Here is a 12720-nt window from a genome sequence, read left to right as displayed (position 1 = left end):
CCGGGGCTGGGCTTAACGCCGGGGTGGCTGCGGTGAGTAAGCCGGCTGCGGCAGGGTCCCCGGGCTGGGGTGACGCCTGCTGGTGGTGGCCCGGGTGGGGTGACGCCTGATAACCCGGAGGCAGTGGCGGCGGGTCAGCACGCTGCGGCAGGGTCCCTGGGGTTTTGTTACGTCTGACTTCTGTGCTTGCTTGGTCGGAGGCTAACGAAACCTCCTGCCAGGTAGGGGATCGGGCTGCGGCACCTCCTCCGGTGCCGGGTCCCCGAACTAAGGTGACGCCTGAACTGACGGGTACCCGGCGTGGTCTGCCGGGTCCCCGGCGCGAAGCCGCCGGCCCCGGCCCGGGGTCACGGCTGAACTGGCGGGTCCCCGGCGCGAAGCCGCCGGCCCGCCGTTTGGTGACGCCTGAACTGGCGGGTACCCGGCGCGAAGCCCCCGGCCCCGCCCCGCTGTCACGCCTGAACCGGCGGTCCCCGGCGCGAAGCCGCCGGCCCGAGCCCGGGTGATGCTCGCACTGCCGGGTCCCCGACGCGAAGCCGCCGGCCACGTCCCGGGGTCACGCCTGGACGAGCGGTCCCGCCCCGAAGTGACGCCCGAACCGCCGCCCCCGCCCCCGCCCCCGCCCGAACGCCCAGGTACCCGGCGCGAAACCCACCGAGTACCCCGGGCCGCCCGTCCCCGCTCGCGGAGCCGTTCAGCCCCTGCGGTCGCGGAAAGTCCGGCGCAGGTCGCCCACCCAGGCGTCGGGGTTCTCCCACGGGATGAAGTGCCCACCGCCTTCGTGGGCGTTGACGTTGACGTGGTTGAACCAAGCCGCCTGCGGACCTGACTCGAACGCCCGCACCCGCTCGTCGGCGCCGTGAACGCCGGGCGGGTTCTCGTACGTGACGAACGTCAGACCGACCGGGGCCTGCACGACCGGCGTGCGATCGTGTGCCGGCTTCCAGGGGTAACGGTTGGCGTTGGCGTAGTACCGCATCGACGTGCCGATGGAGTTGTTCACCCAGTAGATCGTGGCGTGGGTGAGCAGGTCGTCCCTGGTGAAGACCGACTCGACACCGGCGCCGCCGCCACTGTCGCTCCAGGCCGCCCAGCGCTCCAGCAGCCAGGCGAGCAGCCCGGCGGGGGAGTCGCTCAGCCCGTGCGCCAGCGTGGCACCGTCGAGCATGTGCACGTTGAGGTGCGTCGCCATGCGGTGGTCCATCTCGATGATGCGGGCGCGGATCTCGGCGGGCTGATCGTCGGTGAGGGGCCGGTTGCGCGCGAAGTCCCAGGCGCGGGGACCGTTGAAGAAGTCGAGCGGCAACCCGGAACCGATGTGGACGCCGTACAACTCCTCGGCGTACTTGTGGCCCAGCTGGCTGGAGACGATCCCGCCGATGTCGCAACCCCCGGCGGCGTAGCGCCCATAGCCGAGGGTCTCGGTCATCAGGGTGTGCCAGAGATCGGCGACCTTCCAGAAGTTGACGTCCGGGAAACCCGTGAGCGGGCCGGGGAAACCGAAGCCGGGCAGGGACGGCACGATGACGTCGAAGGCGTCGGCGGGGTCACCGCCGAACGCGGCCGGGTCGGCGAGCGGGCCGATCACCTTCGACCAGTGCCAGAACGTCCAGGGCCAGCCGTGGGTGAGGATCAGCGGGATCGGGTCGGGGCCGCGGCCGGGCTCGCGCATGAAGTGCACCGGGACACCGTCGACGCTCGTTCGATACTGCTCGTGGGCGTTGATGGCGGCCTCGGCCTTGCGCCAGTCGAAGCCGTCCCGCCAGTAGGCGAGCAGCTCACGCAGGTAACTGTCCGGGACGCCGTAGGACCAGTCCTCGTTCCCCTCGTCCAGCGGGGGACGGGTCGACGCCAGCCGGGCGCGGAGGTCGGTGAGGACCTCGTCGGACACGTGGATCGGGGTGGGTTCCAGGGGGAAGGCGTGCGGCGTGGCCATGACGCGGCTCCTTCTGGGTAGGGGGAGCGACCGGTGCGCTCCATTCGCCGCGACTCGACCACCCTGTCGACGCGCGGGCACTCGACGACGATAGATCGTCTTCGGATCCGGCCCCCGGCGGCGTCGCGTTCACCGCCGCGTCCTCGGATCTCGCGAAGGATCGGCGTACATGGCCGGGCAACCGTGGTCGACGGCCTCGGGGCGCAGCTCGTAGTGCCAGCGCTCGTTGCGGTAGATCTGGCACAGCCCGTACCGGGCGCCGTGCTCGGACAACCACGACGAGGCCTCGACGGGCCCGATGTCGACGGCGTCGCCCGACACGTGAGCGGACGTCTCCGGCCGGGAGACCCACCGGGCCGCCTCCTGCTCGGATCCGTACCCGGCGACCGCCTCGCTGAGCAGCCGGCTCTGGTAGGCGGGGGAGCGCCAGCCGCTGTTGACGCGGAACTCGACGCCCTCGGCGGCGGCGGCCGACGCGGCTTGGCGCAGGGCCCCGAGGAGCGCCGGATCGAGGTTGGCCACCCCGGGGACCTCGTCGTCGAAGACCGACGTGCGATAGGGGACGGCGCCGTCGGCGATGCCCAGTCCGCCCCGGTCGTGGATGCGGAGCAAACGGTGGCCGAGGGCCTTGGCGAGCGCGGCGACCACGGCCCGCGCGCCGGTGAGGAGCGTTCGGTGGGGTGCGGTTCGTGCTGCTGCGGTTCGAGTCATGCCGCCAGTCAAGGCGGCACGGCGTTGCCGGTGCGTATGTGGTTTTGCCTACGCCCACGATATGTGCCCGCTCGTAGCATCGAAACCATGCGTGTGCTGGTTGTCGAGGACGAGCCCTACATGGCCGAGGCCATCCGTGACGGACTGCGTTTGGAGGCGATCGCCGCCGACATCGCCGGCGACGGGGACACCGCCCTGGAGATGCTGAGCGTCAACTCCTACGACATCGCCGTCCTCGACCGCGACATTCCCGGACCCTCCGGCGACGAGGTCGCCGAGAGCATTGTGGCCTCGGGCAGCGGCATGCCGATCCTGATGCTCACCGCCGCCGACCGCCTCGACGAGAAGGTCTCCGGCTTCGGTCTGGGAGCCGACGACTACCTCACCAAACCGTTCGAGCTGCAGGAACTCGTGCTCCGCCTTCGGGCGCTCGACCGCAGGCGCGCCCACAACAGGCCTCCTGTGCGCGAGATCGCGGGGCTTCGGCTCGACCCGTTCCGCCGCGAGGTCTTCCGGGACGGCCGGTACGTCGCGCTCACCCGCAAGCAGTTCGCCGTGCTCGAAGTCCTCGTCGCGGCCGAAGGGGGCGTCATCAGCGCCGAGGATCTGCTGGAACGGGCTTGGGACGAGAACGCCGACCCCTTCACCAACGCCGTGCGCATCACCGTCTCGGCCCTGCGCAAGCGCCTCGGCGCGCCATGGCTCATCGCCACCGTGCCCGGCGTCGGGTACCGCATCGACACCGGAGCCGAGGTCGGCGAGCGTGGGTAGGGGGCCCGGTCCGAGCGTGCGACTCAGGCTCACCCTGAGCTACGCGGGATTCCTGATGGTCGCGGGCGCTCTGCTGCTCGCGGTGGTGTGGGTGTTCCTGCTGCGTTACGTCCCCGACGGCGACCTGCGGCCCTCCGGGTGCATGGTTCCCGCCAGGCCCGACCGGTGGGAACTCTGGCGGGCCTTCGCACCGAAGGCGGCCTGGGCGATGATCTTCCTGCTGCTGCTGGGGCTCTTCGGTGGATGGCTGCTGGCCGGCCGCATGCTCAGGCCCCTGTCCCGGATCACCGAGGCCACGCGCGAGGCCGCAGGCGGGTCGCTGTCCCACCGCATCCAGCTGGAAGGCCGCGAGGACGAGTTCCGGGAACTCGCCGACGCCTTCGACGCGATGCTCGCTCGGCTCGAAGCGCACGTCGCCGAGCAGCAGAGGTTCGCCGCCAACGCCTCCCACGAGCTGCGCACCCCGCTGGCGGTCACGCAGACGCTCCTCGACGTGGCCCGCAACGATCCCGACGGCGATACCGGCGAACTCGTCGAGCGCCTCCACTTCGTCAACACCCGGGCGATCGAGCTCACCGAGGCCCTGCTCCTGCTCAGCCGCGCCGATCGGCGGTCGTTCACGCGGGAGCATGTCGACCTGTCGCTCGTGGCGGAGGAGGCCACCGAGACGCTTCTCCCGCTCGCGGAGAAGCGGGGTGTGGCGATCGAGACCTCCGGCGACATCGCCACCACGTCCGGCTCGCACGCGCTGCTGCTGCAGATGACGACGAACCTGGTGCACAACGCGATCGTGCACAACCTGCCCGAGCAGGGTGCTGTGCGGGTCGCGACCGCCGTGCGTCCCGGATCCGTGACGCTCACCGTCGAGAACACCGGGGTCAGGCTCACCTCCGCCCTCGTCGACACGCTCACCGAACCGTTCCAGCGCGGCACGCAGCGCGTGCGCAGTGGGCATGCGGGCGTGGGGCTCGGCCTGGCGATCGTCAAGAGCATCGTCGAGGCGCACCGGGGGACGTTGAGCCTCACGCCGAGGGCGGACGGAGGGCTTCGGGTGACGGTGCGGGTTCCCGACGTGTGAGCTGGGCGAGGCCTCGGTGTCCGATCGATCGCGTGCGGGACGGTTCCAGCGCGTTGTACGGCTCGGCCGGTTGACCACCCCCGACGCCCGAACCGCGCGGCCGCCGGGCAATGCCCGGCGGCCGCGCGGTTCGGGTTCAGTCGGCGATGGGAAAGTCGAAGTACGTGTGCGGGTACGGCTCGTCGGCGAGGGTGTAGTGCCACCACTCGTTGCCGTAGGGAACGAATCCGCAGTCCTCCATGATGGAGCGCAGCCGCCGGCGGTTCTCGGCCTCGGTCCTCGTGACGCCCCCGGCGCCGTGGTGCGAGATCGCGTCCATCAGGTCGAAGCCGCCGCCCATGGCCGCGGGTTCGCCGGTGCCGAGGTCGCAGAGCGTCAGGTCGACGGTGCTGCCGCGACTGTGGCCCGACTTCGCCGCCACGTAACCCTTCGCGACCATCTCGGTCCGGTCGATGTTCGGGTAGTGCCGCGGCTTCGTCCGCCCGTCCTCGGGCTCCTGCGACCAGCGCAGGAAGTGGTCGACGGCGCGTTGAGGGCGATACCCGTCCCAGACGAGAAGACCGAGACCGAGTGGCGCGGCCTTCTCCTGCGCGTTCGCCAGAGCCGCGCACAGGGCCTCGGTGCCGACGACGCGGTTCGCCGCGTAGCCGTCCACGAGCCCACCGGTGAAGTTGTCGCCCGTGGCGTACTTCGCGTCCCAGCGGATGCCGGGCACGAACTCGTCGACGAAGGCGAACCCGTCTCTCATCGAACTCTTCCCCTGGTCAGTGCCGACGCCATGGCCCGGTCGAGCACGTCCGACAGCGACAAACCCGTGGCCGCCATCATGCGCGGGTAACGACTGTACGGCGTCAGGCCGGGCAGGGTGTTGACCTCGTTGAGGACCACGGTCCCGTCCTCCTTGAGGAACAGGTCCACTCGCGCCAGCCCCCGGCAGCCCATGGCCCGGTACACCGCCTTGGCCGTCTCCTGGACGAGCGCGCGCGACTGCGCCGGGATGTCGGCGGGCGCGATCGGCGTGGAGTTGGCCGACCCGCTCTCCGGATCGATCTCCTGGTGGATCCGGAAGATGCCGTGCGACAGCGCGATGCGGTCCGGTTCGCTCGCGAACAGGTCCGGATCCTCGCCCAGGATGGAGCAGCCGACCTCGCTTCCCTCGACGACCTCTTCGATCAGCACCTTCGTGTCGTACCGGCTCGCGGCCTCCACCGCCGCCGAAAGCTCCTCCTCGCACGTCACCTTGGTGACACCGAAGGACGAACCCGAACGGGCCGGTTTCACGATCACGGGATAGTCGAGTTCGGCGGGGTCGGGGCTCTCGTCCGCCGTGACGACCCAGAACTCCGGCGTCGCCACTCCCGCGCTCCTGGCCACGATGTAGGTCAGCGACTTGTCCATGCACACCGCCGAACTCTGGACGTCGCAGCCGACGTAGGGGATGCCGGACAGCTCCAGCAGGCCCTGGACCGCGCCGTCCTCGCCGAGCCTGCCGTGCAGGACCGGCAGCACGAGGTCGAGGCCGATCGTCTCGTACTCGCCCTTCTCCAGGACGAGCAGCCCGCGGACGCTGCTGTCGGGGGGGAGCACGGCCGGGCGGCAGTCGCCGCTCTCCCAGTCGGCGCCGGGTCCCTCGCAGAGCATCCACGCACCGCTCTTGGTGATGCCGATCCAGAAGGGTTCGTACTTCTCGGTGTCGAGATGCTCGGCGACCTGTCGCGCGGACTTGACGGAGACGGGGTGCTCCTCGGTGGAGCCCCCGAAGACGATGCCGAGCCTCAACCTATCCATGCTGGTTCCTTTCGGCGAAGTTCACGCAGTTGACGAGACTGTTCTCGACGGTGTCGCGCAGGGCGTGGTCGGTGTAGTACGCGGTGTGCGGGCTGACGATCACGTTCGCAAGCCCTTGCAGCCGCAGCAGTGCCGCGTTGTCGACGGGCTTGTCCCGGTGGTCGGCGTAGAAGATCCCCTCCTCTCCTTCGATGACGTCGAGCGCCGCGCCGCCCAGGCGGCCGCTCTCCAGCGCCGCGATGAGGGCCTCGGTGTCGATGAGCCCACCGCGTCCGGTGTTGACGACCACGGCGCCGGGCCTCATTCGCGCGATACGCGCGCGATCGAGGAGATGGCGCGTCTCGGGGGTGAGCGGCGCGTGGAGCGTGACGATGTCGCTGAGTTCGAGCAACTCGCCGAGCGAGACGTGGCCGGGGGAGCCCGGGACGTTGTTGTGGGCCAACGTCCGGCAGCGGAATCCGCGCAGTCTCTGCATCACCGCGGTGCCGATGCGCCCGGTCCCGATCACGCCGACGGTCAGGTCGCGCAGTTCCCGCCCGCGCACGGCGCTCAGCCGGTAGTCGTGGAGGTCGGTGCGGCGGATCATGGACCTGGCGTCGCGCAGCGCCATGAGCATCAGCATCAGCGTGTAGTCGGCGACGCTGTCGGGCGAGTAGGCGACGTTTCCGACGGTGATGCCGACGCTCGCCGCGAAGTCGGCGTCGATGTGGTCGCGACCGACGCTCCTCGTGGACACGTACTCGACGCCGGCCCGGCCGAGCCCGAGGAGAGCGCGGTTCGAAACGGGGGTCTTGTGCCCGACGCTGACGCATCGGCTGCCGACGGCCAGTTCGGTGTTGGACTCGGTCAGCGCGGCCTCGGTGACGGTCGGGAGCACGCCGAAGCGGGGCGCCAGTTCGCTCAACACGACGGCCTCATCGCGGCCGCATCCGTAGACGGTGACGCCCAATGCGGGCGAGGCTGTGGAGGGCGCCGGCACCGGTGAACGGATGGGCCGGGTCGCTGTTCGCGTCGGTTCGCTGTGGCTCATGCCGACAGTCAAGGCGGCGCGGCGTTGCGGGCACGTATGCCTTTTCCGATACCCCGGCAATATGTTACCGGCGGGTAATCCTCCTCGTGTATCGCCGGCATATCGGGAAGCGCTTACGTTCCTGCAACACCGTGCTCCTTTGACTGGGGACATGAGCTTCCACGAACAGGCCCGCCACATCAGCCCGCGCCCGTCCGCGAGTCGGACATGATCCCGCTCAGCCTCGGCGAGATCGCCGCCCTCGTCGGCGGGACGGTCCACGGCGACGCCGCCGTGACGGTGACCGGCCCGGCCGTGCTCGACGGACGGCAGGCCGAGGCGGGTGGACTCTTCGCCGCCTTCGCCGGTGAGCACGTCGACGGCCACGACCACGCCGAGCAGGCGGGCCGGGCGGGTGCGGTCGCCGTGCTCGGCTCCCGCCCGACATCGCTGCCCACCGTCGTCGTCGGGGACACCCGGGCCGCGTTGCAGACCCTCGCCGCGCATGTCGTGTCCCTCCTGCGCGACGGTCTGAGCGTCGTCGGGGTGACCGGCTCCCATGGCAAGACCAGCACCAAGGACCTGCTGGCTGCCGTGCTGTCGAGCGCCGGTGCGACGGTCGCCACGATCGGCTCGCGCAACAACGAACTCGGCGTGCCGCTCACCATGCTCCGCGCCGAGGCCGCCACCCGGTTCCTCGCTCTGGAGATGGGCGCCCGCCGTGTCGGCGACATCGCCGCGCTGGCCGCTCTCGTCCCGCCCGACATCGCGATCGTCCTCAACGTCGGGCAGGCCCACCTGAGCTACTTCGGGTCACGCGGGGCCGTCGCCGAGGCCAAGGGCGAGCTGGTGCGAGGGCTGGCGCCCGGAGGCACCGCCGTCCTCAACGCCGACGATCCCGCCGTGGCCGCGATGCGCTCGCCGGCCGAGGGTCCGCTGCTGACCTTCGGCCGGGCCGAGCGCGCCGACGTCGGCGTCACGGACCTGACGCTGGACCGGCTCGGCCGCCCGTCGTTCACGCTGCGAACCGCCGACGCCTCGGCCCGCGTCGCCCTGCCGCTGGTAGGCGCCCACCAGGCGCTCAACGCGGCGGCCGCCGCCGCGGCGGGACTGGCGGCCGGGGTGGCTCTCGAAACGTCGGCGGCGGCGCTGGCCACCGCGACGCTGTCGCAGTGGCGCATGGAACTGTGCGACCTCGCCGGAGGCGTGACCCTGCTCAACGACTCCTACAACTCCAGCCCCGACTCGGCTCGCGCCGCCTTGGACGCGCTGGCGGCGGTCGAGGGCGGGCGCCGCATCGCGGTCCTCGGCGAGATGCTCGAACTCGGCGACGACAGCGAAGCCGAGCACCGAGCCGTCGGGGAGTACGCCGCCGCCCGGGCCGACACGGTGGTCGCCGTCGGTGAGGCCGCACGGCCGATCGCCGTCGGCGCAGGTGAGCGGGCGGTGGTGAAGGGCGACAACAACGCGGCCGTCGACTGGCTGCGCCGACACCTCACCGAGGGGGACGTGGTGCTGGTCAAGGGATCCCGAGGCGCGTACCTCGACGAGGTCGCGGCCGCGCTCGGGTGAAGCGTGCGGGGGAGGGGCGTCGGCTCAGAGTTGAGTGAGGGTGGGGCCGAAGCCCGGGCGGGCGGTGATGACGGTTTGCGGTGACAGTCGCACGGTGATCGAGGCAGGCAGGCCGGTGAGCGGCGAGAGGTCGAACCTGCCCGACAGGAGGTCGATCTCCACCAGTGTCGGCATCTCGCAGACGAAGGCCAGGCGCACCGGGGGCCCGTGCGGGTCGAAGGAGAGGGACAGGTGCCTCAGCTGCTTGAGCATGGGCAGGATCGCGATGAACTCCGGATCGTCGACCGCCATGTAGGTGTCGGCCTGCCACGACCCGACGAGGACCTCGCGCGTGTACTCGACCGCGTCGAACATGTCATAGGCCCGGTACAGCTCCACGGCCACCATGTTGCGGGTGTCCCGCTTGAAGCGGGCGATCAGCGACAGCGCCGCCGGATCCCCGATCAGGGCGGCCGCGCGGATCGTCGCGGCGACCTCGTTCTCCGCGATCGGGGTGGACCGCGCCAAGAGGTCCAGGGTGAACGATCCCGTCCTGGCGAGCACGCCTGCCGCCTCCATGGTCTTCGGCGGGAGGAGCGCGGCGGTCGCCTCGCGGACCAGATGGCGCAGCTGCGGTGAGAGTTCGGGTGAGGTCTCCATGCAGGCGGCGGCCACCAGGCGCAGCGCGTCGCGCTGGTCGTCGCCGTCGCTGCGGTCGAGCAGGCCGCGCAGCAGCTCCTCCCGCTGCCCGAAACTGGCATGGCCGGCGGCCATGACGACGACCTCGCTCCAGATGTCGGTGTAGGCGTTGGCGATCAGGACCCCGATGTCGTCGTTCTCCACGGCCTGCTCGGCGGCCAGGAACTCCTGGAAGGAGCGGTGCACGAAGTCGGTGCTGCCTTCGACCGGTTCGCGGATGAGGCCGCTTCGCTCCAGCAGCAACCGGTACACCGCGTCGGCGTCGGCGCTGACCTGCGCCATGGAGGTGAGCTTCGTCCGAATGCGCTCGCGCACCCGGTCGCTGGGCGCGGAGGTCCAGTCGTTGCGGATGAGCCAGTACGCGATGTCGCGCAGCAGGACCTTCTTGTCCGTGCGGCTCAAGGCGAGGCCGCCGGAGACACGGCGCTCGCTGTCGCGGCGTTCGAGCATCATCTGGAGCGCGACGTCGTACAGCTCCATGCGGTTCTTCGGCAGATCGGCGCCACGGTCCCGATTGAGGGCGCAGAGCAGCGCGCACAGCAGCGGATAACCGGCCAGTTGGCGCAGGTGCCGATGCTCGCCGAAGGCCTTCTTGAGCTGCCGCTCGCAGTCGTCGAGGTCGTCGCGTTCCACGTCCCGCGTGCACTGGTCTCGCATGGCGTCGTGCCAGCGGCCGATGAACACGGGAACGTCGGCACGGGTCATCGGCTCCAGCTCGGCGACGGTGAACTTCTCGCCTCCCAACCACGTCGGGGGCGCCGCGGCGGGTCGTGAGGTGACGACGTACCGGGCGAGGGGGAAGTCCGCGGCGAGGCCCCGCAGCCAGCTCCGGACCTCTTCGCGGCGGTCGTCGGCGAGTTCGTCCACTCCGTCGATCAGTACGATCGCCTGCCCTGACCGCAACTGCCGATGGGCCCAGCCGGGCGGCATCTCGGCGGCGATGTTGCGACCCACCTCGTCGAGGAACAACTCCGGTGTCGGCAAGGGGCCCGTGGCGTGCCGCCGCAGCGGGATGAAGAAGGGTGTCATGCGGTTCCACGGTTCGAGCCGTCCCGAGAAGCTCTGCCGGGCGCATTGGACGGCGATCCACTGGAGCAGGGTCGTCTTGCCCAGGCCGGCTTCACCGCGAATGAACAGGCGGTCCGTGGACGCCAGCACCTGGTCCACTCGGGCCGGGCCGGGTGCGGCGGCGTTGTGCCCGGGGAAGCGGAAGTCGCCCGAGACGTTGAGGTTCAGGTAGGCGACCGACAGCGAGTAGCGCCTGCTGGACTCTTCGAGGGTCGCCCCGAAGAACTCGACGTGATCGAGCCTGTTGGCGATCAGCTGCCGGTAGTTGAGCTCGAAGTCGTCCTGGCCGCGCCGGATCGGCACCCGCTGGAGTACTTTCGCCAACTCGTCGAGGATCTGCCGGTCTCGGCCGAGGAGCTCGGCCAGGGCGCTGCCGCTCGCGGCGATGGGCATGGCCTGCACCGTCTCGATCAGGTAGGCGCAGGACTGCTTGAGGAGAAGGTCATAGAGGGCACCGGAGTCGGACAGTGCGGCCCGATCCTTGCGGTCGGGGTCCTGTCCGCGCAGGAACCTCTCGAGGTAGCCGGCGTCGAGGTCCTGCGCGAAGAGATCCGCCTCGGTGAGTTCCGCGACGTCGAAGGTCGTGCGCACCGCCTCCACCGCCGCGAGGACCTCGTTGGCAGCGAGGTCGCGGAACTCCTTGTCGATCAGCGGTTCCAGACGCTCGCTCAGGATGTCGGCGGCCTGCTCCCAGACGCGGCGGAAGCTGCGCTGCTCGCGGCTCTTGGTCAAACGATCTCCGCCGAGGCCGATCAGTGCGGAGCTCACCCCGGAGAGGAACTTGTTGTTACCCATCCACACGTCGCACGCCGTCTTCGCCACGGCTGTTCCCAGTGCGATGAACGCCGTCTCCAGACCCGTCACGGGCACCCCCCATCGGAGTCCACAGTGTACGGACCGCTCGGTCTCGGCCCGCCTCTGCCGGGTTTGTCGAAAACCTTGTCGCGGGCGGCTCCAGCGTCGCCCCGGCCTTGAGCACTTCACCCTCGTGCCGCCGCTCGTTCACCCGCGCGCTCCCGTCGTCTCCTAGTTTTCGATCTTGTGACGACCTCCAGCGCCGCGACCCGCGTCCTTTCCCGCCGAACGCTCCTCGCCGGTGCTCTGGCCGGCGCCGGCATCGCCGTCGCCGGCGCCGATCCCGCCGGTGCGGCCGGAAGGGGGAGGCGGCGGGTCCTCATCGCCACGAACGAGCCGTGGGGCACCTACCACGTCAAACCGCTCCTGGCCGAAGCCCGGCGCCTCGGCTGGGAGCTCGTCCAGCTCGTCCCCGACCTCAGCGGCATCAAGCCCGGCGATCCGGTCCCCGTCGCGACGCTCGACGCGGCGCCGCGCGCCGACTTGCTGATCGTGACCGGTGCGGGTGACTGGCCCGCCGACTGCGCCGCCCGTTTGCACCGGCTCCCGCTCGCGGCGTCCTCGCTGGCCTACCAACTGCCGGTCGAGGCGCCCCGCGCGCACGAGTTCCGGAGCCGGCTGCGCGCCGTCACGGCCTCGTCCCCGGCCGAGGCGAAGGTGTTCGACGACTACCTCGGCACACGCCGCCGCATCACGGTCGTCGGCACTCCCCAGACCGACGACCTGCCGCGCCACGCGCCCGAGGCGGGCACGGTCCTGGTGCTGACGAGTGTCACGCGCTCCGACGGGACCGGCGGTTCCGCGCCGGGCACCGAACTGCTCCTCGACGCCGCCGAGAGCCTCGCCGCGGCGGGTAAGCACATCCTGGTGGGTCTGCATCCGCGCGAGGACCGCACCCTGTGGGAGCGCTACGAGATCAGCACCGTGCCGTCGGTGCAGGCCGCCGCCCGCGCCGAGGCCGCCATCGGCATTCCCGGGACCGTGTTCCCGGTGGTCACCGCGCTCGGCGTCCCGCTGGTCGGCTGCGTCGACCCGCGCCTGGCGATCCCCGACTACCTGCTCAGCGTCTGCTCCGGCACGATCGATGCCGCCGGAGACGCGGTGAGCGCCGTCGCGAGTGCCCGCCCGGTTTCACGGGACGTGCTCTACGAGGCGGTCGGGCCGGTCGGGGGTTCGGCGCGACGGCTGCTCAAGGTGTGGCGGAAGGAAGGCATGCGGGTGCACGGTCACCGCTGAGGGGGACGCCGTGCCCCC

General features: G+C 70.8%; 10 protein-coding genes. 4 read left to right on the top strand and 6 right to left on the bottom strand.

The window, feature by feature from the left end:
• Positions 1-694 precede the first annotated feature (694 nt).
• Positions 695-1936 (bottom strand): epoxide hydrolase family protein, encoded by a 1242-nt coding sequence (locus AB0I28_RS36850; RefSeq protein WP_357500632.1) that lies wholly within the window; start codon positions 1934-1936, stop codon positions 695-697.
• Between the two features lie 129 nt (positions 1937-2065).
• Positions 2066-2647 carry a M15 family metallopeptidase gene (locus tag AB0I28_RS36845; protein ID WP_357500631.1) on the bottom strand — a complete coding sequence of 194 codons (582 nt, stop codon included), beginning with the start codon at positions 2645-2647 and terminating at the stop codon, positions 2066-2068.
• 87 nt (positions 2648-2734) lie between these two features.
• On the opposite strand from AB0I28_RS36845, the gene AB0I28_RS36840 reads away from it, so the two are divergent.
• Both AB0I28_RS36840 and AB0I28_RS36835 read left to right on the top strand, forming a co-directional pair.
• Positions 2735-3418, top strand: a complete 684-nt coding sequence (locus AB0I28_RS36840; protein ID WP_357500629.1) for a response regulator transcription factor — start codon at positions 2735-2737, stop codon at positions 3416-3418.
• Between the two features lie 16 nt (positions 3419-3434).
• Complete coding sequence (locus tag AB0I28_RS36835) at positions 3435-4496, top strand: HAMP domain-containing sensor histidine kinase (RefSeq protein WP_357500628.1); 1062 nt, start codon at positions 3435-3437, stop codon at positions 4494-4496.
• 136 nt (positions 4497-4632) lie between these two features.
• On the opposite strand, the gene vanX is transcribed toward AB0I28_RS36835, so the two are convergent.
• The 3 genes from vanX to AB0I28_RS36820 are packed head-to-tail and all read right to left on the bottom strand — an operon-like array spanning position 4633 to position 7314.
• Entirely contained in the window at positions 4633-5244 is a 612-nt protein-coding gene (vanX, locus tag AB0I28_RS36830) for a D-Ala-D-Ala dipeptidase VanX (RefSeq protein ID WP_357500627.1), read from the bottom strand.
• Complete coding sequence (gene vanA / locus AB0I28_RS36825) at positions 5241-6284, bottom strand: D-alanine--(R)-lactate ligase (RefSeq protein WP_357500626.1); 1044 nt, start codon at positions 6282-6284, stop codon at positions 5241-5243. The genes vanX and vanA overlap by 4 nt, the downstream gene beginning before the upstream one ends.
• Positions 6277-7314 (bottom strand): NAD(P)-dependent oxidoreductase, encoded by a 1038-nt coding sequence (locus AB0I28_RS36820; protein WP_357500624.1) that lies wholly within the window; start codon positions 7312-7314, stop codon positions 6277-6279. Before AB0I28_RS36820 ends, vanA begins: the two co-directional genes overlap by 8 nt.
• Before the next feature lie 207 nt (positions 7315-7521).
• Here AB0I28_RS36820 and murF point away from each other — a divergent pair, with 207 nt between their 5' ends.
• Positions 7522-8865, top strand: coding sequence for a UDP-N-acetylmuramoyl-tripeptide--D-alanyl-D-alanine ligase (murF, locus tag AB0I28_RS36815; protein ID WP_357500622.1), 1344 nt, complete (start codon positions 7522-7524; stop codon positions 8863-8865).
• A gap of 24 nt (positions 8866-8889) precedes the next feature.
• On the opposite strand, the gene AB0I28_RS36810 is transcribed toward murF, so the two are convergent.
• Positions 8890-11475: an NACHT domain-containing protein gene (locus AB0I28_RS36810; protein WP_357500621.1), complete on the bottom strand. Its 2586-nt coding sequence runs from the start codon at positions 11473-11475 to the stop codon at positions 8890-8892.
• A 177-nt stretch (positions 11476-11652) separates the two neighbouring features.
• Here AB0I28_RS36810 and AB0I28_RS36805 point away from each other — a divergent pair, with 177 nt between their 5' ends.
• Positions 11653-12702: a hypothetical protein gene (locus tag AB0I28_RS36805; RefSeq protein ID WP_357500619.1), complete on the top strand. Its 1050-nt coding sequence runs from the start codon at positions 11653-11655 to the stop codon at positions 12700-12702.
• Positions 12703-12720: the final 18 nt, after the last annotated feature.

Origin of the sequence: Phytomonospora sp. NPDC050363 (genome assembly GCF_040655735.1) — a bacterium.
Classification (GTDB): Bacteria; Actinomycetota; Actinomycetes; order Mycobacteriales; family Micromonosporaceae; genus Phytomonospora.
This window is presented reverse-complemented; position numbering and strand designations above follow the sequence as displayed.